At 69.6% G+C, this 23352-nt stretch carries 26 protein-coding genes; 6 read left to right on the top strand and 20 right to left on the bottom strand.

What is annotated here, in order from left to right; genetic code table 11:
• Positions 1–947, bottom strand: a 947-nt coding sequence (locus DZA62_RS33655) for an ATP-dependent nuclease (RefSeq protein ID WP_116953349.1), incomplete at its 3' end; no start/stop codon positions are given.
• A 276-nt stretch (positions 948–1223) separates the two neighbouring features.
• On the opposite strand from DZA62_RS33655, the gene DZA62_RS37370 reads away from it, so the two are divergent.
• The gene (locus tag DZA62_RS37370) at positions 1224–1349 is read left to right on the top strand and encodes a hypothetical protein (RefSeq protein WP_269813959.1); all 126 of its coding nucleotides are present in this window, start codon (positions 1224–1226) and stop codon (positions 1347–1349) included.
• Positions 1350–1737: 388 nt separating this feature from the next.
• Here the strand turns inward: DZA62_RS37370 and DZA62_RS33650 are convergent, their stop codons facing one another.
• The 12 genes from DZA62_RS33650 to DZA62_RS33595 form a co-directional block, all read right to left on the bottom strand.
• Positions 1738–3006: a hypothetical protein gene (locus DZA62_RS33650; protein ID WP_116953348.1), complete on the bottom strand. Its 1269-nt coding sequence runs from the start codon at positions 3004–3006 to the stop codon at positions 1738–1740.
• 6 nt (positions 3007–3012) lie between these two features.
• The gene (locus tag DZA62_RS33645; RefSeq protein ID WP_116953347.1) at positions 3013–3336 is read right to left on the bottom strand and encodes a hypothetical protein; all 324 of its coding nucleotides are present in this window, start codon (positions 3334–3336) and stop codon (positions 3013–3015) included.
• Positions 3333–3929: a hypothetical protein gene (locus DZA62_RS33640; RefSeq protein WP_116953346.1), complete on the bottom strand. Its 597-nt coding sequence runs from the start codon at positions 3927–3929 to the stop codon at positions 3333–3335. The genes DZA62_RS33645 and DZA62_RS33640 overlap by 4 nt, the downstream gene beginning before the upstream one ends.
• A gap of 27 nt (positions 3930–3956) precedes the next feature.
• Positions 3957–4457 carry a single-stranded DNA-binding protein gene (locus DZA62_RS33635; RefSeq protein ID WP_116953345.1) on the bottom strand — a complete coding sequence of 167 codons (501 nt, stop codon included), beginning with the start codon at positions 4455–4457 and terminating at the stop codon, positions 3957–3959.
• A 70-nt stretch (positions 4458–4527) separates the two neighbouring features.
• Entirely contained in the window at positions 4528–6285 is a 1758-nt protein-coding gene (locus DZA62_RS33630; RefSeq protein ID WP_116953344.1) for a type IV secretory system conjugative DNA transfer family protein, read from the bottom strand.
• On the bottom strand, positions 6282–6755 hold the full coding sequence (locus tag DZA62_RS33625) for a hypothetical protein (protein WP_116953343.1): 474 nt from the start codon (positions 6753–6755) through the stop codon (positions 6282–6284). The genes DZA62_RS33630 and DZA62_RS33625 overlap by 4 nt, the downstream gene beginning before the upstream one ends.
• A 104-nt stretch (positions 6756–6859) precedes the next feature.
• Positions 6860–7330 carry a hypothetical protein gene (locus DZA62_RS33620; protein WP_116953342.1) on the bottom strand — a complete coding sequence of 157 codons (471 nt, stop codon included), beginning with the start codon at positions 7328–7330 and terminating at the stop codon, positions 6860–6862.
• Positions 7327–8814 (bottom strand): ATP-binding protein, encoded by a 1488-nt coding sequence (locus DZA62_RS33615; RefSeq protein WP_116953341.1) that lies wholly within the window; start codon positions 8812–8814, stop codon positions 7327–7329. The genes DZA62_RS33620 and DZA62_RS33615 overlap by 4 nt, the downstream gene beginning before the upstream one ends.
• Positions 8815–8818: 4 nt before the next feature.
• Positions 8819–9247, bottom strand: coding sequence for a hypothetical protein (locus tag DZA62_RS33610; RefSeq protein ID WP_157988081.1), 429 nt, complete (start codon positions 9245–9247; stop codon positions 8819–8821).
• Between the two features lie 65 nt (positions 9248–9312).
• Positions 9313–10767: an SCO6880 family protein gene (locus DZA62_RS33605; RefSeq protein ID WP_116953339.1), complete on the bottom strand. Its 1455-nt coding sequence runs from the start codon at positions 10765–10767 to the stop codon at positions 9313–9315.
• On the bottom strand, positions 10757–12229 hold the full coding sequence (locus tag DZA62_RS33600; RefSeq protein ID WP_116953338.1) for a conjugal transfer protein TrbL: 1473 nt from the start codon (positions 12227–12229) through the stop codon (positions 10757–10759). Before DZA62_RS33600 ends, DZA62_RS33605 begins: the two co-directional genes overlap by 11 nt.
• 16 nt (positions 12230–12245) lie before the next feature.
• Positions 12246–12563, bottom strand: a complete 318-nt coding sequence (locus DZA62_RS33595; RefSeq protein WP_116953354.1) for a DUF6112 family protein — start codon at positions 12561–12563, stop codon at positions 12246–12248.
• Between the two features lie 261 nt (positions 12564–12824).
• Here DZA62_RS33595 and DZA62_RS36125 point away from each other — a divergent pair, with 261 nt between their 5' ends.
• Positions 12825–14132 carry a chymotrypsin family serine protease gene (locus DZA62_RS36125; protein ID WP_157988080.1) on the top strand — a complete coding sequence of 436 codons (1308 nt, stop codon included), beginning with the start codon at positions 12825–12827 and terminating at the stop codon, positions 14130–14132.
• Positions 14133–14403: 271 nt separating this feature from the next.
• Here the strand turns inward: DZA62_RS36125 and DZA62_RS33590 are convergent, their stop codons facing one another.
• The 6 genes from DZA62_RS33590 to DZA62_RS33565 form a co-directional block, all read right to left on the bottom strand.
• Entirely contained in the window at positions 14404–15582 is a 1179-nt protein-coding gene (locus tag DZA62_RS33590; RefSeq protein WP_116953337.1) for a lytic transglycosylase domain-containing protein, read from the bottom strand.
• 10 nt (positions 15583–15592) lie between these two features.
• Positions 15593–16291, bottom strand: a complete 699-nt coding sequence (locus DZA62_RS33585) for a hypothetical protein (RefSeq protein WP_116953336.1) — start codon at positions 16289–16291, stop codon at positions 15593–15595.
• Positions 16292–16344: 53 nt separating this feature from the next.
• Positions 16345–17229, bottom strand: a complete 885-nt coding sequence (locus DZA62_RS33580) for a ParB N-terminal domain-containing protein (protein WP_456298832.1) — start codon at positions 17227–17229, stop codon at positions 16345–16347.
• Between the two features lie 124 nt (positions 17230–17353).
• Positions 17354–18046: a hypothetical protein gene (locus DZA62_RS33575; protein ID WP_116953334.1), complete on the bottom strand. Its 693-nt coding sequence runs from the start codon at positions 18044–18046 to the stop codon at positions 17354–17356.
• 119 nt (positions 18047–18165) lie between these two features.
• Positions 18166–18822: a DUF2637 domain-containing protein gene (locus DZA62_RS33570; protein WP_116953333.1), complete on the bottom strand. Its 657-nt coding sequence runs from the start codon at positions 18820–18822 to the stop codon at positions 18166–18168.
• Positions 18819–19739 (bottom strand): bifunctional DNA primase/polymerase, encoded by a 921-nt coding sequence (locus DZA62_RS33565; RefSeq protein WP_116953353.1) that lies wholly within the window; start codon positions 19737–19739, stop codon positions 18819–18821. Before DZA62_RS33565 ends, DZA62_RS33570 begins: the two co-directional genes overlap by 4 nt.
• A 498-nt stretch (positions 19740–20237) precedes the next feature.
• Between DZA62_RS33565 and DZA62_RS36120 the strand changes: the two genes are divergently transcribed.
• The 3 genes from DZA62_RS36120 to DZA62_RS33550 all read left to right on the top strand — a co-directional run bounded on the left by DZA62_RS36120 (position 20238) and on the right by DZA62_RS33550 (position 22718).
• Positions 20238–20408, top strand: a complete 171-nt coding sequence (locus DZA62_RS36120) for a hypothetical protein (protein ID WP_157988079.1) — start codon at positions 20238–20240, stop codon at positions 20406–20408.
• A 649-nt stretch (positions 20409–21057) separates the two neighbouring features.
• Complete coding sequence (locus DZA62_RS33555; RefSeq protein WP_408620189.1) at positions 21058–22179, top strand: tetratricopeptide repeat protein; 1122 nt, start codon at positions 21058–21060, stop codon at positions 22177–22179.
• A gap of 53 nt (positions 22180–22232) precedes the next feature.
• A complete protein-coding gene (locus tag DZA62_RS33550; RefSeq protein ID WP_116953330.1) occupies positions 22233–22718 on the top strand; it encodes an SAM-dependent methyltransferase in 486 nt (161 codons plus the stop codon).
• 4 nt (positions 22719–22722) lie between these two features.
• On the opposite strand, the gene DZA62_RS33545 is transcribed toward DZA62_RS33550, so the two are convergent.
• Complete coding sequence (locus tag DZA62_RS33545) at positions 22723–23025, bottom strand: helix-turn-helix transcriptional regulator (RefSeq protein ID WP_157988077.1); 303 nt, start codon at positions 23023–23025, stop codon at positions 22723–22725.
• Between the two features lie 66 nt (positions 23026–23091).
• Here DZA62_RS33545 and DZA62_RS33540 point away from each other — a divergent pair, with 66 nt between their 5' ends.
• Positions 23092–23352: a hypothetical protein gene (locus DZA62_RS33540; RefSeq protein ID WP_157988076.1), complete on the top strand. Its 261-nt coding sequence runs from the start codon at positions 23092–23094 to the stop codon at positions 23350–23352.

Raw genomic sequence — 23352 nt, 5'->3', positions numbered from 1 at the left:
GCTTGACCGGTGACGTCGCTGCGGCGCGCCTGCTGCCGCAGGAAGTCCAGGAGCACCAGTTGTAGCTGTGGGTGCAGGTGGGCCTCTGGTTCCTCCACAAGCAGGACGGTCAGGTCGCTGTCGTGTCGGCGGGTCAACTGCAGCACGATCATGGAGATGTAGAGCAGATTGGCGTAGCCGAGGCCGGTGGACGCGATATCGCCGATGGCGATGTCGCGCTCGGCAAGCTGTAGTCGCAGGAGCCGCGCGATGCGGCGCAGCTCAACTTCGCGACGGTTGAGTTCGAGCCGGTGCTGCCGGTTGGGAGGGGTGGTCTGGGTGAAGAAGGTCTCGATCGAGTGCCGCACCTCCTCGGCGAGAGGATGGCGTGCGACGGTGTCAAAGGCGGTGTTGGCGCTGTCTATAAAGTTGGTCTTTTTCTCCGCGTCGCTGCCAATCAGGATCTGGAGGACTTCGTGGAGTTGGGCTTGATCGCCGCTGTCGATGTCGCGTACAGCGTCCCGTAGGGGTGGGAGGTACACGTGCGCGATGCGGCGCCGAAGGTTGGGCTCGGGGTCTTCGCCGAACGTCTCGCCGACGCTCCAGCTCAGCATGCTGCGCCGTGGCGTATCCGGCGCGGTTGCGAAGGAGGCGGTGTAGATAAGGTCGTCGTGGTTATCGACCAGCTGCGCGAGGTAGATGGCCTTCTCGGGCTCGGTGAGCTCTGAGTAGCGGGCCGTGATGGAGACTGGGGATCCTTCGACTGCGTGATGATTGAGGTCTCTGTCGGGCGAGAACCACGCGGTCGTGCGCCCCGAAGCCGGGTAGGTGGCCAGTCGGAGTGCGTCGATGATGGCGCTCTTGCCGGAGGCGTTCTCGCCGACCAGGACCGTGAGATCTGCGGTCAGTTCGACCGAGGTACTACGGCAGGCACGGAAGTTGGTCAGCTGCAGGGCAGCGAGTCGCATTAGACCCCCCGGTCGTGTTGCCGGCCGGGAATGCCCGATTGCCGGCCTTCAATTGTATGGCCCGTCTGATGCGTCGCGAGACGCGCCACGCCCCTCGTCGGGCTAGCGGAAAGCGGAAAACGGTCCCGTGCCGCAATGCTCGAATTGCGGCAGATCCCAGTGTTGGCACTCGCGTCAATCTGGGCGGAGCTGACGCTCCACTGGCGGCGGGGTTCGCGGCTGCATGAGTCCGTGCCGCTACACCCCGGCTACGTAGGCGGTTAGGAAGTGCACGCCGTGGCGGTCGAGGTTGCCGCGGGCGCGGTCGTAGTACTCGGTAGTGCGAGGATCGGCGGGCCGGGCGAGTATCTGGACGTCGCGGAGCGGTACGCCGGCGTCAAGAGCGTGGTGATGGCGGCGTGACGAGGTGAATGGGGGCTGATGTGCCTGGAGATGCTGGCGGCCTTTTGCGATCCGGGCGACCATCCGTAAGCATCGCGGCGGTCGATCGGGTTGCCCGAGTTCGGCCGTAGAACGAGAGGTCCCTCTGTGCGTTCGCCTCGGCAGGCCTCGAGAACCCGAAGTACAGGTGCGGTCAGCGGCATGGCAGCGGGCTTATCGCCCTTGCCGACGATGTGCAGCACTCTGGGCGGAATGACGGGCCGCCGGGACGAGCTGGCCGTGGTGTTGCAGGCGGGCACGACGCCGTAGGGAGTCGGCCTGTGGATGTGAGTAGCCGTCTTGGGCGCTGAACGCGGTTGTCCTTGCGACGGTTCACTCCTGCCCCTTCGCCCAGGTCGTGTTGCTCCTGCTACCGAGTCGCGTCCAGGTGGGCAGGGCGGGGGTCCGCAGGTGGGCGAGCGGTAGCCGGCGGCCCCGCGAGGACGTGCCGGGGCGCTCGCACGGTGGCTGCTGGCTGCTCGGTAGGTGGTAGCGCATGTGCCAGTTGTTCTGCTTGCTGGACAGCGCGTTGTGCTGCTTCGACGATGCGGGGCTCGGTGGTGTCGGACGTCAGTCGCCATGGGTGGCGGCCGCCTTTGAGGTACTGGTACCACTGGCCTTCGCTGACGTGATGGTGGATGACCTCGTGCAGGGCGTGGACGATGTCGAGAGCGGGGTGGATGGCGAGGTAGGCGGCTGCCCGTTCGGCTTGGGTGGCTTCGTGTGGGCCGTCGAGGAAGCGCCAGCAATCGTGCAGAAGCTGCAGTTGTTGGCGGGGCCGGTCGTCGCCGGGTGCGCTGGAGCGGACTCTTTCGGCCAGCCGGCTCAGCCTGGCCAGGGAGGTGGCGAGCGGGCGTAGCTGCGGCTGCGCTGGGCTGTAGAGGGTGTCGGTCTTGATGAGGCGGCCGATGGTGAGCAGTGCTTGGGCCTGGCTGCGGGCGACGGCGCGGACCGTGGCGGGTTCGAGGCGGTGTGCGGTGCGCAGCAGGTAGGCGAGCCGGGCCGTACCGCCGGAGAGGTCGGCGGCTGACCGGATGCGCAGGAGCAACTGGTGACTGCGTGACGGCAGCGGCGCCGGGTCGGTGTCGAGCGCTCCGGGTGGTGCGAGCCGGCGGACCTGGTCGGCGGCGAGGGCGAGGGCGGCTGCTTGGTCCATCGCTGCGGGGTGGTCTCGTGCGGCGTCCTGCTCCAGGTGGGCGATGGCTTCGGCGATGGCTGCGACGTCGGTGATGATCGGCCAGGCGCCGGTTCCGTGCGGGTGCGCTTGGGGGTAGACCATCTCCCATTCGTGCTCGGTGAGGACTGCGTGGCGGTGGACCTCTCGCCAGGAGCGCCCGGCGTCGGTCGTCGTCGCGTAGTCGATCCATCCCGTGCCCGGGCCGGCGGTGTCGGCGAGGCGGTGCACCTCGGTGCGTAGTACGTGCTGGAGGGTCGCGACGGTGCGTGAGCTGAGGTCAGCGGTCGGTGTATCGCCGAGCGGCGTGAAGGTGACGTCGCGGAGGATTCGCCAGCAGAGTTGCCGGACGGCGATCCGCGCGGCGTCGACGACCTCGAGTTCCTGCCGGTCGACGGAGGACGGGGTGGTCAGGAGGTGTGCCAGGTGTTCGGAGAGCCGTTGGACGTCCGCTTCGTAGGCCATCGCGCGTCATCCCGATCGGCGGCGGGTGAGGACCCGGACGGCATGGGCGATGCGCAGGCGTTCCCCGACCGACACCTCTGCGGCGCCAGCGGCGGCGCTCAGCGTATTCAGGATGTGCGGCAGCACCGCCGGCAGCGGGGTTGGCGTGCGGTCGTGGATCGGCTGTGAATAGGGCGAGGTGATGTCGGTGAGGATGTCCAGTGCCTCGCCCGCGGTGAGCCGGTCGTCGAGTTCGTGATCGGCAGCGGGGTCTCCCAGGTGGCGTTCGGCCGCCCGGAGCCAACTGCACGCCTCCTGCAGCGGCTCAGGCAGGTCAGCGTCGCTGGTCATGGCTGGACTTCGTCGTCGAGGAAGGCGGCTTCGGCTTGTCTGCGCCGGTTGACGTCGTCGAGGACGTGGCGGACGAAGTCGTCTTCGCGGTGGGTGATGCGGGATTCAGCTTCGATCGGTGGCGGGTCTTCGCCGGGCCAGCTGGTCTGGCGGGTGGGGCGGTCGCGGTCGAGGCGAGTGCCGGAGACGGCGACCCACTCGTGCAGGCGCTGCCGGGTGGCGGCGAACTCGGCCATCCAGACCAGTGGTGCGGACGGGTCCTGGTACGGGTCGTAGGCGGCGAGCCAGCGCTGGTGCAGCGCGGACAGCTCCCAGACGAGTTCGGGGTGGCGGTGCCAGTACGGCGGGAGGATCGCGGCGCTGAGCCCGAACTCGCGTCGGAGCCAGTGCACCCACTGGTTGAGGGCGAGCCATTCCTGTTCGGCCTCGTCGGCGCTGAGCGTCCGCCAGTTCAGTGGCTGCGCCGGGGCCGGTGACTCCGGCGGTGCGCCGGCATGGTCTGTCGGGCCGGCGGAGACGTCGTCCGGGTCGCCGAAGACGAAGTCGCCCGGGATCGGGTCGGGTCGGTTGTCGGGGTCGGTCGGTTCGGGCATGGCTCTCCTCGGGGCGTCGTTGTCGCTCTAGCGGCCTAGGCCGTCGGCGGAGGGCGCCGGCGGGGGTGGGGGTGGGGGTGAGGGTGGGGCTTGTGGCGGCGAAGCTGGTGCCTGGGCGGGTGCGGAACGGTTCTGGAGGTCGGGGCCGGATGCGGCTGCGTCGCGCTCGGTGTTGCGGGGTCGTCGATGGACCTCGTAGGTGGTCGTGTTCGGGTCGTGCATGAGCCGGTAGGCGACGAACTGCTCCGCCTTCTTGGGCTGGCCGTCGACGGTCCGGTCGTATTGGCGGAGGTATCCGATGGCAGCGAATTCGTCGCCCTTCTGGAACCGCTCGTGGGAGAGTTCGGCGGCGCGGTCGAACTGGACCAGGTCGTGGTAAGTCGGTGGCAGTCGGTTGAGCCTGCCGCTGGGCAGCGATTGGAAGTGGTTGATGCCGATGCGGATGTACAGGCGTGGTTTGCCGTCTGCGTTGTAGGTGAGGTCGGGGTCTGAGGCGATGAATCCGTAGATGCCCTCGTAGCGCTTCACGCCGTTGCCTCCTGCGTGTCGACGGGAGCGGATCGGTCGCTCGTCAGGTGGGGCGCCTCGACCGGAGGAGTCAGGAGGGCCGGAGGAGGTTCTCGACGGCGGCGCGGTCGCGGGCCAGCTGCTTTCCGTCGGGGCGGCTGGTCCATGGCCGGAGCCTGGTGATGATCGGCGGCGTGGTGCGCAGCAGCACGACGGCGGTGCCGAACGGCAGCATGCGCAGCATGTCCGCGGACATCACCGGCATGCGCCGGACGGAGCGTTGGGTGGAGCGTCCGCCGCCGCGTTCGACGGTGATGGATTCGGTGTGCTCGTCTCGTTCCCCGAGCAGCGCGGAGAGGTCCTGCAGTTCGCGGCTGTCGGACCCGCCACCGAGGATGATCTTGACGATCGCGGAGTCCCAGATGGCGGCGGCGTTGTGGTCGCCCCAGTTCTCCCGCGCCCGGGCCATGGACTGCAGGACGGGCATGGTGGTGATGCCGGTGCCGCCGCCGTCGGCCATGAGGGTCGGCAGTGACGGGAGTGGTGCGCGGTTGCCGATCTCGTCGAGGGCGAGCAGCAGCGGCGGGTCGAGCCGGGCTCCGGGGGAGCGGGCGGCGAGGCGGCGGGCGGTCTGGGTGAGGTCTTCGACGAAGGCGGCGACCAGAGCGGCCGATGCGTTGGCTCCGGCGCCGGTGGCGAGCAGGTAGAGCGTGCCGCGGTCGCGGAGGAAGGCTTCGGGGTCGAAGGACTCGCCGGGCCGTGGGCTGACGGCGTCGAGCACGCCGGGGTCGGCGAGCGGTGCCATGGCGAGCGAGACGCCTTGCCAGATGGAGTCGCGGGTGCGGGGATCGGCGGACAGCATGGCGTCGAGGGAGTCGGCCCAGCCGTCGGCCGCCGCGGGGTTGGTCTGCAGGATTCGCACGGCGTCACCGGCGGCGACCGGGTTGAGCGCCCATCGGTAGAGGGTGGCGGTGTCGCGGCCGTCCAGCGCTGCGGCGTGCAGCAGGGCCTGCAGGGCGGCGGTGGTCTTGCCCTGCCAGAAGTCGCCGGAGGTGACGGTGGAGAAGTTGGTCGCCGTGGCGAGTCCGCCGGCGCGGATCATCGCGGTGAGCGCGTCGTCGCAGCCGCGCACGGGTGACCAGCGCAGCCCGGCCGGCAGCCCGGGCACGAGCCGTTCGGGGTCGAAGACGGCGACCGGGCCGCTGCGTTCGCGGGCCCGCAGGGTGGCGGTGACGTTATCCGGCCGGGTGGAGGTCGTGAGGACGGCGCCGGGCGCGTCGAGGATGGCGGAAATGACGATGTTGACGCCCTTGCCCGAGCGTGGTGGCCCGATCAGCAGGATCGAGTCCTCGACGGTGACCCAGACGTCCTGGCCGCGGCTGGTGCCGATCCGGTAGCCGACGTCGGCGGGTCGCGGGTGCTGAACCGATGGGCGGAGCACGGCTGCTCGTCTACGCAGGGCCGCCGCCGAGGCGGCCTGTGTGACGTCGGAGCGCGTCGCCCCGCCGGGCAGCCGGGAGAGCCGAGCCCGAACCGAGCTGGGCCGGGCGCGAACCATCCGCCACACCGCAACGGCCCCGACGCCGACCATGGCCACTGCCGCGGCCACCACAGCCCAGTAGAGCCCGGCACTCAGCCCCGGACTGCCGTAGGCGTCGTCGACCTCGAGCGGACGCCGCAGGGCAGCCACCGCGCCGGCGAGCCCGGCATCGGGCTGCGGACGGCCGGTGATGGCGGCGGTGATGCTCGCAGCGCCGCGGAGCAGCCCGAGTCCGGCTGCGGACGCGGCGAGGAGTCCGAGCCCAAGATTCGTCAACGCGTCATCGGTCGTGCCGGCCCGGCCGGTCATCGCGGGCCGACGACGAACGTCGTCCCGGAGACGCGACCGAACAGCAGGAGCTCCATGCCGCCGGCCAGCTCTCTGGTGGTGCTCAGAGTGACGACGCCGTTGTCGTTGGCTGTCTCGGTGCGCTCGACGACGGCGATGACGACCTGCTCACCGGGCAGGAATCCGCGATGATGCACCGCGAAGGCAGCCTGGTCGGTACGCGACGGCCGCGGATCGGGTCCGTGCGGTGATGGGTCGATGATGTCGGAGTGGACGCCGCCGCCGGGGTCGGTCACGTCGACCCGGACCGGGCCACCCGCCACGTCGATGGTCGCCGCGATTCTCTGGCCGAGCTCCGCCCTCGACACTGGAGAGCCGGCGACGGGCTCGCCGTCGAGCGTGAGCGTGAAGCCGTCGTCGTCCGGGGTGACTGTGAGCCGGGGGAGCACGACCGGTGCCGTGGACGGGGTCCGGCTGCGTCGCCAGCTCATGTCGCGCTCATCGCGCTGGGTCGTCTGTGGTGTCTCACGTCCGCTAGGTAGTCGCGGCCGACCGTGAGGTCGGCGAGCGTTGCAGGCCCCGCAGGACACGGGCGTCAGCGGCCGATGTCTGGCGGTGGTCGGCGGGTGGCAGCGTCGGCACCGTGCGGGGGCGTCGGCGGCGTCTGCTGTGGACGGAGCTTCGTGCGCGGCCGGGCTGGTGGAGCGTGCCCGGCGTTGAACTCGACGAGCGCGAGCGCGAGGGCCGCATCGAGGGCCGCGACCGTCGCCTCGGCGCTCTCGACCGGCACGTTGAGCGCTCGCGCCACCTGGTCAGCCGTCAGTTCACGGCGTCCCGGCCCGGTGACCGTGGCCCCGTCGCTAGTCGCTGCGAATCGCACGAAACCGCGCCCCTTCACCGGGTAGGCGTAGATCGAGACCGTGTCCATCTCCCAGGCGGTTCCCGTTCCGTGGAAGCGGAAGTCGTCCCAGCCGACGTGCTCGGGTTCGAAGCCGGGCAACTCCTCCACCGCGTCGAGAGCCCTCACCACCGGTGCGTCCCAGGGCGACACCTGCCGCCGGTTCACGGCGCACCCGCATCGCGGCCGGGCACCATGCGTGCGGTTGTGTCGAACAGCGCGAGCTCGCTGGGATGCAGCTGGTGCTGGACGACGAACGCGCGGTCCTTGATCCGCCACAGACCCTGCCCGGTGCCGAGCGACGGCAGTAGTCGTTGCTCGGTCCCGGTCAGCCCGAGCAGTGTTCCGGTGACGCCGAGCTGGTCGGACTCCTGTCGGTAGATGATCCGCGTCTCCGCGTTCGCCAGCAGCGACGTGGCGAGCGCCCGGGCCGCGCTGCCGGCGTCGCCGACGGTGTCCAGGTCGGACAGCTTGTGGAACACGAGCATGTTGGCGATGCCGTAGTGGCGGGCGAGCCGCCAGTGCGCATCCATCCGCCGTAGCAACGCCGGGTGCGACATCAGCCGCCAGGCCTCGTCGTAGACGACCCAGCGCTGCCCACCGGCCGGGTCGAGCAGTGCCGATTCCATCCAGGCGGACGCGCACGTCATCAGCACCGAGAGCAGTGTGGCGTTCTCCGTGACTCGGGACAGGTCGAGGGAGATCATCGGCAGCGACGGGTCGAACGCGATCGTCGAGGGGCCGTCGAACAGGCCGGCGAGGTCTCCGGCGACGAGCCGGCGCAGCGCGTGGCCGACGTGCCGGCCGTCGTCGGCGAGGCGCGCGTCGCCGGCCGGATCGGGTGACAGGATCCGGTCGACCACCATTGGCAGCACCGGCACGTCCGATGCGGCTACAGCGGACGTCAGCGCGGCATCGACAGCGGTGTGCTCCAGTGGCGTCAGTGGCCGGGCGAGAACGGTCTCCGCGAGGGCGCCGAGCAGGTCCCGGCGGCGCGCACCGACGGTGCTGCGCCATTCCTCGTCGGACAGATCGGTTGGCCGGTGGCCGTGATCGAGCGGGTTGAGCCGGGTGCTGAGCCCGTGCCCGAGCCGGATGGCCCGGCCTCCGACGGCTTCGGCGACCGGTGAGTGTTCGCCCTTGGGGTCGCCGGGGACGTAGACGCGGCGGCCGAACGCGATCGACCGCGTGTAGAGGCTCTTGGCGAGCGACGACTTCCCGGACCCGACGATGCCGGCGAGCACGACGTTGGGTGCGGTGATGACACCGCGGGCGTAGAGCACCCAGGGGTCGTAGGCGACGGCGGCACCCGAATAGAGGTCCTGCCCGACGACGACACCGTCGGACCCGAGTCCGCTCTCGGCGAGGAACGGATACGCCGCCCCCAGCGTGGCGGAGGTGTCCTGGTGCCGGGGTATCCGCAGGCGCCGGTTGGTCCGCAGCGCGAGCGGTCCGGGATCGCCGGAGCGGGGGAGCAACGGGGTCGATTCGTGGTCGTCGTTCCAGTAGTCGTCAGCGCCGGCGCTGTGGGCTTCCTCCTGTTGCCGCCGCAGCTGGGTCGACGCGGTGCGGCGTGACCGGCGCTGCGCGCGTCGCTCACCCGCCGGCCGGATGAGGGGAGTGGTGAAGAGTCGTCGCTGATCGTCAGCCATGGAGTCAGCGCCCGAGGCCGTCGGACTGGGTCCGCGCCGAGACCTGGTCGTGCGTCGCGACGGAGGATGGGGTGGGCCGATCGGGGCCCTGCGCCCAGAGGATCCGTCCGTTGCGGTTCCAGCCCTTGTCGACGTGAGCGCCGGCACGGGCGACGGACAGAGCAGCGAACCGCAGATCGTCGGCGACCTGCCGCGATGTCTCCGCGCCGCCCGGTGGGGGCGCATCGATTGCGTAGGCCCGGTCAGCGTTGCGTTCGTGCCAGGCAGCGAGCTGGTCCAGCGATTGCCGCAGCGACCAGAGGGTGGAGGACAGCGCGCCGAGCACGCGGTAGGTAGCCTCCGGGCTGTCCATGTCCTGGGTGAGGTGGGCGAGAGCACGGGCCGCCTCGGCCGCTTCGAGTGGGTCTGCGACGGCTGCGTTGTAGCTGGGCACGGAGCTGCTCCTCGTGATCACGGTTGGATGGACTGGTCACGTGGAAGGTGCGGCGCACCGGCCGGTCAGATGGGCCGGCATAAGGGGAGCGCCGCAGCGGCGAAGGCCTGAGCCTGCTGGCCGACCAGGCGGCGGGTCTCGCAGGAGGCCTGGACGGCGGCCTGCTCCAGTTGCGCGACGACTGATTCGAGTTCGTCGACGGTGGGTGCCGAGAGGGCGATGAGCCCGGTGTAGCGCAGCATGCCGTGACCGGCGACCAGGTCGGATTCCTGCTGCAGGACGTCGTGGTACTCCGCGGTCTGCTGGGCGTCCTCGATCTGCCCCAGGCGGGCACGCTGAGTCGCGTCGGAGACGTACTCGGTGCGCCGCTTACGGATGTCGCGGGCGGCACGGTCCGTGCGCAGTGGGTCGCACAGCAACGTGACGCTGCGGCGCACGCCGCTGGTCAGCAGGACAGGGTGGAGGAAACCGGGGAAGACCTGGGTACGCGGCCATTCGGAGATCCACAGGACGGCGTGATGGGCGCTGTCGGAGCGGAGCCGGTCCCAGGTCTCCTCGACAGCAAGCGGCCCTGCTGTGGTGAGGTCGCGGCCGATGTCACTCGTGCGCTGGAGGGCGGTACTGACGGCCGGGTCGTATGCCGTGCGAAGCGCGACGGCGAGATCACCCGGGGTGAACCACGGCGACGGGGTGAGGTCTGCGGACCGCAGTGCCGTGATCAGCGTGGCCATCTCCTGGCGCAGGACGTGCGCCGCGCCACGCAGACCACCGCCGGCCGAGCGGATCTCGCGCGCCGCGGCCTTGAGGTCCAGCGCGAGGGACACGGTCGTGACGTGCTGCTCACCGACGGGACCGGCCCGCTCGACCAGCTCCGTGTAGGTCTGGGCGACCCAGGAACCGTCGTCGACGCCGTGCTCACGCCACCAGGCGGTGAGCCCGGCGCCGGCGTCCGGCAGTGTCCGCTCGAGCACTTGGAGCCGGGCGATCCGGCCGGATCGGCAGCAGGTTGCGAGGACCCGGCTCCAGCCGGCGACCCGGCGCTGCTGGTCCGCCGGATCCAGCAGGACGAACGACGGATGCTTCACCTCGAGCACGACGGTGAGCGTCGCGGCATGCGGGTCGTGCACCATGACCGCGCCGGACTCCGGGTCGTCATAGTGGCGCAGCGCCGCCCCGTCACCCGGCAGCGCGAGCGTGCCCGCCGGTCGCGGCTTGACGATCCGGCGGCGGTAGCCGAGCTGGCGGACGACGGTGCGCAGCAGCCAGTGCCCAGTCAGAGGGAGCCACTCGACGAGTTTGCGGCCGCCGAGCGGAACCCAGGTGAGCAGGCCGAGACTGATGAGGAACGGGGAGCTGAGCACGAGGCCGGTACCGCCGGCAATGTAGAGGCTCACCACGCCGATGGCGATGCCCAGCGAGACGGTGACCAGCTGCGTCGCGGAGAGGCCGAGCAGGACGCCGCGCCGGGTCAGCCGCGAGAACTTGACAGCGACGAGGTCCGTGCCAGCGTCAGCCGCCATTCTGTGCTCCACCGTCCGAGGGCTTCGGCTCCGGTCTCACCGGCGGCGTCTGCGGGGTCGGTGTCGGCGGCTGCGCCGGTGGCGCCTGGTCAGGAGCCGGGAGGGACGTCGTGGATGACGGCGTCGGATCCGCGCCGGGGCGCGATGGTTCTGGACCGCTGTCCGGCGCCTTCTCATGCGGCCCGTCTGCCGGCGCCGCGCGATCTCGGTGACCCGAGGGTGGCTCCGTCTGATCCGTGCGCTCGGGCCCGGCAGCGGCGGGCTCGGAGCCGCCGTGGCTGCGAGGGGCCTTCCCAGCGGCGGCCCCTTCGCCACCGTCCGCCTGCTCGGCCTGCGCGGCGGGACCCGCCTTCGACAGTGCGGCGCCGGCCGCCGCAGTTGCACTCGCCGGCGGGACCATCGCGGCCGACGCGCCCGCCGGACGTGCCGTCGTCGCAGTCGCAGCTCCCGGTCCCGGTGCGCCGCCGGACCTGCCGGCTCCACCAGCCGCCGCCGGGCCACCGACGACCGTCTCCAGACCACCAAGCTGCTGAGCGGACATCGGAGCGGGACGCCCGACCGCGGCCTTCGACTCCTGCTCGGCCGACACCGCGTGATGCAGGTCGATGCCCATGAAGCTGATGAACCGGTACGTCATGTACGGGGCGAAGGCGGCGATGAACATCAGCACGATGCCGGCGATCGGATCGGCGATCGAGGCCAGATCGAAGTCCAGCGGCGACGACACCTGCGCCGTCGCCACCAGGAACACCAGCACGATGATCAGCTTGGACACGATCAGCGCCAGCACGAACGTCGCCCAGCGCCCGATCCAGCCGCGGGTCGCATCCCACGACGCTCCCGACAGCGCCAGCGGCGCTACCACGATCGCCACGAGCAGCAGCGCCTTACGGATGAGCAGCGTGCCCCAGACGATCGCCGCACCAGCGACCGCCATCCCGCCCAGCACGATCGTCAGGATCGCCCCGACGCCGGGTGCAGCCACGTTGATCGCCGTCAGGCCGAGCGCCATGGCAGCGATCCGCTCGCCCATCTCCTCCATCGTCGTCCCGGTCGCGTGCACGATCCCCACGCACAGCTGGTCGACGATCTCCAGCAGCATCGCCGTCAGCGTGATCACGACGAACGAACCCAGGACCGACTTCGCCAACCCCAGCACCGCCCGCTGCAAGGCGCCCGGCTCGCGACGGATCAGCCCGGAGACCACCTGCAGAAAGAAGAAGATCAGCATCACGAAGATCGCGACACCGAACACCACGTTGTAGACCGCGACGTACTGCTCCGATGTCAGATCGACGAGCGTCGTCGTGTCGAAGATCGCCCACACACTCTCGAACATCCACGCCGCGGCACCACCGACGGCTTGGGCCAGCCAGTTGAACGGCGCCGCGACCAGAGCGCCGGCCGCCTCACCGCCCAGATTGCAGACTTCCGCGATCACCGGGACGTCGCAGATACTCATCTCCGCACCGCCCGCATCAGGAGATGCCCTGCCCGACGTCCCAGAAGAAATTCACGAGCGTGACTGCGGCGCCGCACAGGATCGCCGCGCCACACGCCACCAGGACACCGGTCTTCCCACGGCTGGCCAGGTGGGGGTTCGACGAGTTCGCGCCGAACCCCCAGATCACCGCCGCGACGATCAGCGCCAGCACCGACAGGATCAACCCGATCGTCATCCCCGCGCCGACGATGTCCCGCAGCGCGGCGATCCCGGGTAGCCCATCGTCGTTCGGAGAAATGTCAACGAATGACAGTGGCTGCAACGGTGTGACCGATTGCTTGCTGTGATGCATGCACGAGAGGTGGGTGCGCCGCACCGCGGTTCGCTACAGATCGACACACGATCAGCCTCGGACACGCGGCTCGAACGCAGGAAGGACCCGGGGCGAGGCTGCCCGCCCGACCGCCGAGCGGCCCTGCCGCGGATTATAGATCATCCCTACTTAGGATGCGAGTGGGACAAATCCGGCCACATGATGATCAAGGGGTTGACATATCCAAGTACGTGATATGACACTCCTTGCATAGGTCTGGACTGACATGGGGGGGTCTGTGTGATTCCGTTGAAGAAGCGTCTCATCGGTGCGGCCATTGCTCTTGTAGTGCCGCTTACGGCGGCCGTGGCGATTCCCCAGGCCTCGGGCTCCAGCGTTTCTGAAGATGATTGGGAGCGCCTCGTGGTGGCGCCGTCATCCTCAGTGAAGGTCAGTGCCGGGCAAGAGCAATTGTCAATCTTCGAAGACGCGAGTGCGATGCTGGATGACCACATGGAAATCTGGGGCAAGAATCATTTCGATCCAGACGGTACGGTGGTTGTGAACGTAACGGCCGGGTGGGAGCGCGTCGTCGGTGAGGACCTCAACGAGCTCGTCACCAACGCCTCGGCGCCGATTCGGATCCGTGAGGTCGACCATAGTAGCCAGGAGCTAATGCGAGAGGTGCTGGATCCGCGACTGCCGAAGATGGATTTCGCTGGCGCATCGGTGGTCGGCGCCACGGTGGATCCTGAAGAGAACAGGCTCATCATCAGTCTCACTGAGGTAGATGAAGACTCGGTTAATGCTGCTCGGGTCGTGTTTGGCGACGACGTCCGCTTTCGGCAGGGGCAACGTTTTGAGCCCACCTTGGGCCCTGACAGGTGGAAGGATCGCTATCCGTACAGCGGGGGCGCTGGCTACGCGCCGCTGAATTTCCCCTATAGCGAAGCGAGCTGCACCAGTGGGTTCGCGATGCGTCGAGTGAGTAACAACGTGCAGTATATGCTCACGGCGGGCCACTGTATCGGCACAAGCGGACCGGCGTCATACAATGCCGCCTACAGCCTGGTCGGCGACGGCTCTGTATGGGCGAACCTGCTGGGCTCTGCTAGTGGGGCGACGAACACGCTAAACTCGAGCGGTGCGTCATGGGCTATCAATGGCCACTACTACGGGGATCTGACGGTTTGGCCAATTGATGCTGGTGACCCAACAATTTTTTGGGGCGGCAGGCGAGCCACGGCGTACAGCACGATCAAGTCTTTCAATACGGACTTTCCCTCGACGACTGAAACGAATCTGTGTCTAAGTGGTGCCAATGGCGGAAACAACTGCGGTTGGGACGTCGTCGATGTGGATGTTTCGGCGACTATCGGTGGTGCCTGGGTGTATCCACTGGTGCATGTCGCCGACTCTTCCGGGCCGTGCGTATTTATTGGGGATAGCGGCGGTCCATGGATCAAGGGTGTGTCCGGGGGGTCCCGTGCGGTCGGAATCCAGAGTGGTGCGACACGTCCGAATCAGCCGACCGGGCCATGCGAGGCCGTGTTTACGTCGATCCATACCGCATACGGCCTTTGGGGAATTGTCCCGCTCACGGGCTGACTGAAGCGCCGTTAAGTCGACGACGATCTTCCTGCGATCGAACCGCGCAGATGTCTGGACGGTCCGCACGCGAATGGCGGACGTTTCCGCAGCGTGCGGGCCGTCTCTGGCGTTGTCCGTGGTGAGTAGCAGTCACTGTTGCCGGGAATAGAGTGCAGGGCGAGCGGAGCGCCGTCCGCCGGGTCCCGATCGCGCGCATGGGGAAGACGGAGCAACGGTATCGCGGCGTGCACGAGGTTCGGCGACCAGCCGACTTTGCCTTTCATCTTGTTCAGAAGACCGTGATGTGGAGGTGGTCGTAGTGGCCGCCGGTGGGGGAGTTGGGGTCGTGCATGCCGCCGCCGTCGTAGGGGCGCCAGCCTTCGTCGTCGCGGGCGAGTGACCAGATGAGGCCTTGCCAGATGAGGTATTCGACCCGGAGGGCAGCAGCGTGCTGCTGGAGCCAGGTAGCCATGAGCCAGCCCTCGGCGACCTGAACGTCGGTGGGAAACGTGCCGATCTGATTGCCGAAGGTGACGTCGCAGGCGCGCCCGACGGGGTGTTCGGAGCTGGTGCCGGGGCGTGGTGACCAGCAGGCCCAGCCGGTCTCGGGGAATGCGCGTCTGGTCTCGGCGATCAGATGCAGCAGCTGGCGGGTGATGAGCCCGGAGCTGGTCGGATCGGGGATGAAGCCGCCCGGGACGCCGGCGAACGGCGCCGGCGGTGGCGGCAACTCGCCCACCGACCCGGGAGCGTCCGGCTTGCACACCTCGCCGCCGGGTGGTGACGCCTCCGGTGTGGCCGAGGTAGCGCGAGTCGGCGCGGGCGCCGCCGGCGTGGCCCACTCCCGCATCCGCTCCCGGACGTTGTCCAGGTACTCCCGAGTGACGGCCGGGATGTCGGGGTAGGTGGAGAGCCGGCCGGGGCCGGCGTTGTGGGCGATGACGAGCGCTTCGAGTTCGGTGAGCTCGACCGTCGACGGCCAGTCCGGGTGGGCGGCGCGGGTCGCTCGGACGTCGTCGAGGAGGTCGCAGAGGTAGCGGGCGCCGTACTCGGCGTGGGTCTCCGGTTCGCGGATGTCCCAGATGCCGTTGCCGTTGCGGTCGGTGTCCCAGTCGCCGTAGACGGTGCGCCAGATGTGCTGGTTGATCTGGAACAGTCCCCAGGTGCCGCCGTTGACGTCCATGGCGAAGACGTCTGGCCGGAACGAGGACTCCTGTGCCATGACCGCGGCCACCCAGGTCTCGGGCAGGTCGGCACATGCCTGGGTGGCGATCGCGATCCAGGGGCGGGCGGCATCGGGCACGGGTGCGTCGTCGGCGAGGTCGCCGGACGGGCTGCCCGGAGGCTCGGCGCAGCCCCCGGCGGACTGGCCGGCGGGGTTCATGAGCGCTGCGACGGCGAGCAGCCCGATCGTCGGGGCCAGCAGCACGAGCCCGGCCGCCAGAGCGAGCAAGGTCTTCTTCAGCATGGGCGGGTTGTCAGAGCGGGTTGTCGAGTTCGGACAGCCGCAGCAGGTAGCAGCGCTCGTCGAACCGCGGCGGGCAGCCGACGAAGACCGTGAACGTCACCTTCTCCCGTGTGGCGTCCTGTTGGCCGTCCCAGACGCCTTCGCGGTGACGGAAGGCGCGGACGGTCACGGCGGTGGTCCCTTCGGGAATCTGGCCGCGCGACTCGGCAACGATCTGGCCCCACGAGCTGGGCACCTGGATGCCGTAGACCTCGAGCCACTGCCTGGTCTCGTACTGGCGCAGCTGGCGCCAGACGTCGTCGGCCGGCAGGTAGGTCGCGACGTCCGTGAGGAGGCCGCTGGTCTCGACGCCGGACGGGTCGGAGTCGGCGATCAGGACGTTGGCGTAGTCGCGCGGGGTGAGCCCTGACATCGTGTCCCACGTGAACAGCGCGTTCGCGACCTCGCGGGCGTAGGGCACGGCATCGCCGGTCTCCGGCAGGACCGGAAGATCCGGCGCCGCCTGCGGCGAGTCGGTCGGATCACCGGTCGCGGGGGTCTGGGGGAGCGGTCCTACCGGATCGAGCGTCGCCGGCGGCCCGGCCTCCGGCTCGGGGTCGCCGGCCAGCCCGTACAGGCCGACGACCACGACGGCGGCGAGTGCCATAACGCCGGCGATGGCGGCGACGAGCCGGCGGCGTGCGGTCCAGTGCTGGGGGCTGGTGATCACCTGGGTGTCTCCTCGATGAGGGGTGCGTCTGAGGGTTCACCCGGGAGGTGCGCTCAGCCGCCCGCCTCGGAATCCCGCTGTTCTCGTGCGGTGATCGCCTCGCCCATGAACTGCTGGGTCGCCACCCAGGACGACGTCAGGAGCTCCCACTGCTCGTCGCTCAGGTGCTCGGCGACGGTGCGTGGGTCGACGAGGTCCCACCAGCCGTAGTGCTTCCTCACACCGGCCGTGAACCGCTTCACGAGGGCGGCGGCCTCGGCTGTGGCGCGGCTGCTCACCTGCCCCGCCGCCTTGCGGACGCGTTCGGTCGCCCGTTTCGCGGCCTGAGCAGCGGCCTGCGGATGGCGCAGGCCCGCCAGCCGGTCGAGCTCGTCTCTCGCGGCGTCGCGCGCCGCCGCGGGCTGAGTGTCGTCGTTCGCGGCCTGTTCGAGTTCATGGCGTCCCTGGGCGGTCGTGATGGCCAGATAGCGGCCGTTGACCTTGCCGTCGACGTTGATCCCGGCGAGACCGTCCTCGACCTGCGCCCGTAGCCAGGCGGGCGTGGTGTCGTCGTCGACCAGGCGCTGCAGCTCGAGGACCTGGTCGAGCATGCCGTGCGAGTCGCGGCCGGTGATCGCGCGGGCTGCCTGGACCCGGGCGTCCAACGGTTCCGTCGAATCGACGGAACCGGTGGAGCCACTCTTCGGGGCGCCGAAACGCGTGCTCGCCTGGCGCCGGCCGGCTTCCTCGGCGTAGAGCACTTTGAGCTCGCCGTAGAGCGTGGCGGCCTCGATCGGGTTGAGCCCCTTGCGCAGGCTGTTCTCGTCGCGCACGGCGAGCGCGCGCTGCAGATCGTCAGACACCTTCGCAGCCACCCACACGTCCACCTCGCGCCACCCGAGCCGACGCACCGCTTCGAGCCGCCGCAGACCGGAGATCAGCCAGCCGGCCTTGCTCACGACGATCGGGTGCAGCAGGCCGACGGTCCTGATCGACTCCGCGAGCCCGTCGACATCGCCGAGATCCGTCCGGTAGGCGCGGCCGACCTGGATCCCGTCGACGGCGTGCCGCAGGACGTACCCGTCAGCCATCGCCGGGCTCGTCTCGGATCCGCCGGGCCAGCTCTACCAGCTCGACGTCGGCCAGTAGGTCGGTGAGCGTGTCTCCGAGCAACACCCGTTCCAGCACTCCCAGTTGCCCGGCGGGCGCGGCCCCGGGGCGCGAGCCGATGAGGAGCCCGAGCAGTCGTGTCCACGCGCGTTGCCGCAGTCCCAAGCGCAGGCGGATCACGCCGTCGCGGCGCAGCACGTCTCGCGCCGACTCCTGTGATCCCAGGTCGGCCGTGCGTGAAGCGACGTACTCCACCGCCCAGCGGGCGTCGTGGTGATTCCACCCGGCGACCACGAGGAGTGCCGCGATCGTGGCGACAAGACGATCGATGCCGTCGCCGCGACCCTCCTCGCCGTCGGTGGAGATCACGTCGTACAGGAACTCTTCGTGCTCGCCGGCGCGGACCGGTGCTTCGCTGGGACGGAACTTGGGTCGGCGTGCCTTTTCCGGAGAGATCAACAACCGCTCGCCATACGCTTCGGCCTGCATCGACAGTTCCACCGCCCGGGTCACCACGCCCCACGGGTCGTCGGCGGTGCGGGCGGAGCGGCCGCGCATCGCCAGCCACGCGGCATGGGCAGCGTCCTCCGGTGGCCTCCTCCAGGCGCGGGCCACCGGCGTGTACCGGCGCGCGGCGACCCTCATCAACACCTCGACGGCGGGCATCTGCCATCCCTCCGGCCCGAGCCGATCGATGACCGTCAGGACGGCTCGTAGTCCTTCTGGCGTGCTGATGAACTGCTCGACGTCCGCCTCGAGCGAGGCCGATCCTGTGTTCTGACTTCTCATACGCGTGCTCCCTCCCTGGCGGTGAGGTGCACCAGCGCTCCCGATTCCTCTGGGCCGGGTGTCTCGGGTCGGTTGAGCCATCGGCCGACCGTCGAGGGATGCACGCCGAGCTCGGCGGCGATCCCGCGGTACGAGCCGCCGTCGGCGCGCAGGCGACGTGCCGCTTGCCTCGGGTCGGCCGCTAGCTCTGGGGAGACACGCTCGAACGTCGCCGGGCCGGACCGGGTGCGCCGCGTGAGCTCGACGGTCAGGTGGGTGATCGCCAGGAGGACGAGCGGCGGCACTGCCGAGACCGCGGCGGCCACCACCGGCGGCACCGACGCCTCGGCTGACACCACCGCATCGACCGAGTTCGCCGTCACCGAGACAGCTGCGCCTGCCAGCAGCAACGACCACGGATACCGGGTGGCCTTGCGCCCGTGCTCGTGCAGCGCGACCACCGAGATCGTCGCGACGACGATGATGCCGTCGACGATGAGCGGCCACGCCCAGGCCTGGCTGCTGTCGATCCCCGACCGGCGCGCGAGATCGGTGAGCGAGGTGAAGGACAACCAGAACGCACCCAGCGCGATCGCCACCGTGCCCGCCACGGCGGTACCGGCCACCCAGCCCGGAACCGCCTCGGGTTCAGCGCCGTCGTCGGCCGCCGTCATCGGCCGACGCCTTCGCGTGCGTCCGGCGTAACGGGGGCGGCGGCCCCGCTGATCGAGCGTGGTAGCCGGATCCCGTAGGCGAGGCCGTCATCGATCGTCCGCTCACTCTCCCTGGCCGTCCAGCCCTCGACGCCGACGTGTACGGCTGCGGCCTGCAGCAGCGCTTGCCGTGCGGTAATCGCGTCGAGTTCGCCGCCGCCCACCAGGCGGCCGAAGGTCCGCGCCGCCCTGAGGACCACGTCGTGGCGATAGCCGGGCTGGGCCGACTCCACGTCTGCGGTCACGCTCGCCACGATCGCCTGGACATACCTGCCGGCCTGGGTGGCCGAGAGTCGTAGCGGTGGCCCCGGCGTCGGTGGGGGAGGCGGGGTGAGGGCGCGGACGAGCCAAGCAGGCGGCTCAGCGACCGGACGCTCGAGCGCCAGGTCGTACGATCCGCCCGCGCGCGACGAACCCGCGCCGACGACGCAGCCTCCGCGGCCGCGGGTATCGATCCGCCAGCCCAGTGTGCCGATGGTCGTCCGATGCGCGCCGCCGCCCGGCGCCCGGAAGTACAGGTGCCGGCCACCGCTCGGCGTGGTGACCGTATAGGTGTCCGTCGGCGGTTCGGCGCCGGCATCAGCCGCGAGCATCGCCAGGACGTCGGATCCATGCTGGGCGCCTCTGAACCGCATGGGCGCCGTTGCTCCGTGTGCCGGATCGAGGTCGACCACGAGCAGCCCAGATTCGCCGGTCGCGATGCCGATGTTCCAGCGATCGGCGGCGCGCCACCAAGAGCGGAGCTGCTCATGATCCGTCGTCGCGAGTTGCTGCCATCGTTCGAACGCCGGACGCTTGCCGCCGCTTCTGATCGGGAAGACCCTCCACCCCCGATCGGCTGCCGCCAGGGCAGCGTCGAGGAACGGGTTGTCGGACATGCCTCGGACCTCCTCCGTCGCAGGCACACTCAGTTCCTGTGGCCCTCTGACCAGGAGGTACGCCAACCGATCCGCGCCGCCGACCTGCTGCGACACGAGCACACGCCCCCGCGGCCGCGTCGTCCAGCGCTTGACCGACCGCCCGACGCTACCTATAGTCATCGGCTGCCGGGTGCGATGACTTCGCCGCCCTGCAATTCAGCTGGCGCCCGAAGCCGGCGGGCGCTCTCTGCGCCGCCGCCATCGGGGCCACCTTCAAACGTCTCCCTCAGCGCGCCTCGCTCCAATGAATCCGCACTGCACCGGTGTGGAACCGGTCGACGTGCGCGCGGCTCGGATGATCCGGGCGTGGCCACTGATGAGGGGTGGCCCTGGGATCGCCGGTACACCGGCGGTGCCACGGTGGTTCATTGGGCCTGCACACGCTTAGGCGCAGGATCGGATTCGAACGTGGGGTGCACAGGACCCGCTCATCGCCGATTCGGCTGGAGAGTGACCATGTTGCGTCGCGATACCGAATACGTGCTGCTGTGGAATGCGCAGGCACACTGCTGGCTGGCTCGTCCCGTCGAGCGTGACGGCGACCGGCTGCGGCCGGTCGGCGTCGCGGCCGCCGTCGCACTGCCGGTCTGGGACGGCCGGTACACCGAAGCTGGGCCGGACGAGTGAACCTCGGTCCGGCTCCGCGGCGGTTCGCCCTGCAACGCCATCGTGACCGCTCCGGCGTTTCCGGCGTCGGTGTCGTCGCCTTCGGCACGTGGTACCCGAGCGGAGAGGCGACCTTGGCCTGGTGCAGCGGCGCGGTCCGCTCCGTGACCGTCTTCGCGTCTGTGGGCGACATCGAGCGGATCCATGGACATGGAGGCGATTCGGAGATCGTCTGGCTCGACCCGCCGACGCCCGACGACCACGTGACGTCGTGATGCCTTGTGCCGATCTGACGCGCCGCGTACTGTGGCTCAGTTCACTACCTCAGTGACCGAGTGTCACGGTGTAAGCGTGGTGTCAGATGACTGTGCAGCGTTGGACCGGGGTCGAGACGAGGGCACTGCGGCATGCCCTCCGCATGAGCGTGCGCGCATTCGCCGAGCACCTCGGGGTTGCGATCCGCACGGTGTCGAAGTGGGAGAGCCGTGGCGCCGACATCACTCTGACTCCGGACAATCAGGAGTTGCTCGACGTCGCGTTGAGCAGGTCCGTGCTGGATGCCCGCGATCGCTTCGCCGAGTTGGTCGAACCCGTGGGCGGCGTGCCGCCGGCGGCCGGGTCGACGCCGTCCGTGGTCGTCCCCGTCCTCGTCGAAGGCCGCGTCGTGCTGATGCCGGCCGATCCAGGGCTGCTCAGTAGTCTGCCGGTGTCGGCGGACGAGACGGCGAACGTTGGGAGCATCGACGTGGAGATCGAGCGCAGGCAGGCGCTGGGTGCCCTTGCGCTCGGTGCCGCTGCCGTCGCCCTTCCCGGCGCCGGGCGCGGCATGCTCGGAGGGCCATCGGGCCGGTCACGGATCGGCAAGGGCGAGGTCGACGCCGTCCTCGACATGGTCGGCCTGTTCTCCCGGATGGATCAGCGGCGGGGCGGCGGGCACGCGCGTTCGGCCGCAGTCCAGTACTTCACCGCCCAGGTCGCGCCCCTCCTCGACGGCACCTTCCACGATGATCGAGTGCGGAGCGCGATGTTCTCGGCGGCCGGCGAACTCGCCTATCTCGCCGGATGGATGGCCTTCGACGCGGGCGACCACGACGTCGCCTGGCGCGACTTCCGTACCGCGGTGCAGCTGGCCGGCGAAGCCGACGACGCACCGCTGGCTGGACACGTGCTGCGAGCGATGGCCCATCAGGCCGTCGATCTCGGCCAGCCCTCACGCGCCCTGCAGTTGGCGGGCGGTTCTGTCGACGGCGAGCGGTACGCGATGGCCGCCCCACGCGAGCGCGCCCTGCTGGGCGTCGTCCATGCGCGAGCGCTGGCCAGTGCTGGTCGAGATGCCGAGGCGGCGACGGCATTGAACCGCGCCGAGGACGACCTTGCCGCCGCCGGATCCCGTGACGCCGAGCCGGCCCGGGTGTTCTTCTTCGGCGAGGCAAGCCTGGCGCACGAGACCGCCTGCACGCTCCGTGACCTCGGCGACCTGGCCGGCGCGGAACAGCAGTTCGCCCGAAGCGTGCGCACGCGGAAGGCGAGCGCGTTCACACGGACTCATGCGGTCACGCTCGGATACCTCGGCTCGGTGCAGTTGCGCCAGGGCGACGTCGACGCCGCGTTCGAGACCTGGGCGTCGTCTCTGGACGCGATGGACGGTGTGGACTCCGGCAGAACCCGGCAGGTCGTCCTCGACATGCGCACGTCCCTAGCCCCGTACCGCCGAGCGAAGGCGCCCGCGGCCCGTGACCTGGACGCCCGGGCGACGGACTACCTCGATACGGTGAGCGAGTCGGTGTCCTGACCGGCCAGCGCCGGCCGTTGCCGGCGCTTCGTTTGCTCGCGGGAAGGGTGTCCATGACGGAGTCGTACGAGGTCGTCCCCGTTGCGCACGTCGTCGGCGGGCGGGTCGAGCCGACCGACGACTATTGGGGTGGCACTCGCTCGATCATCCGGATCGACGGCTCGCGGTTCACCACCGACGCCGTCAAAGGGCTGGACGACTTCTCGCACCTCGAAGTGGTGTTCCGCTTCCACCTCACAGACCCGGCGGACCTCAACCTCGGCGCGCGGCGCCCTCGTGACAACCCGGACTGGCCGGAGGTCGGCACGTTCGGGCACCGCAACATGCGCCGCCTCAACTGGCTTGGCGTCTCCCGGTGCCGGCTCATCCAGGTGGACGGCCTCGATCTGCATGTCGAAGATCTCGACGCCATCGACGGGACACCGGTTCTGGACATCAAGCCGTGGTTCGCCGTCATGGGGCCGCGCGGCCAGGTCAGCGAACCCGAATGGCCGTCGGTGATGCTTGCCGACTACTACGCGGTACCGGGCGAGCGCTGATCGCTCACCTTCCGCGCCATCCCTTGCCGGGCCTCTCGGCCTTCCACGCGTCGATCTCGCTGACCAGCCACAAGGGTGAACGACCGACGTAGCGAGTCGGTTTGGGCATCGTGCCGCGACTTGCCCAGGCGCTGATGGTGTCTTGCTCGACGCCGAGGTACGTGGCGAGCTCCGCTCGGTCCATGTACTCGAGTCCGTCGATCGTGATCGGCACCCACCGAGCATGGCAGGCAAGCTGGGGCTTGCCTCGTGTGCGTGTCAGACGTAGCGTGACTGGTGGTGCCAGGGGATCGATGACGTCGGTCATGGAGTGTGAGGACCTCCTCAGGAGGATTGAGTGGTGGTGCCGAAGCTCGCGTAGAGGTGTCGCGCGGTGAGCGGTAGCAGACCGCCAGAACGGATGGGCAAGGAGCAGTTCGTGGCCTGGGATCAGCCGGTCGGAGGCGATGACGGCGCGCAGATCTTCGTGCTCAACGAGGCGGAGGATCTGCTGGTCGCCAGCGGCGCGGTCGGGGCGCCTGTCCTGGACGTCGCGGACTGGGACGCCGTCCTGACCTCGCTCGGATTCACGCGCACGTCGTCGTGGACCCGGTATCGCAGGTCCATGCGTTGCACAGCCGAGCTCGCGAGCTGA

This window comes from Jiangella endophytica, assembly GCF_003427025.1.
Classification (GTDB): domain Bacteria; phylum Actinomycetota; class Actinomycetes; order Jiangellales; family Jiangellaceae; genus Jiangella; species Jiangella endophytica.
The sequence above is the reverse complement of the archived record's forward strand: the minus strand, read 5'-3'. Positions and strand labels throughout refer to the sequence as shown.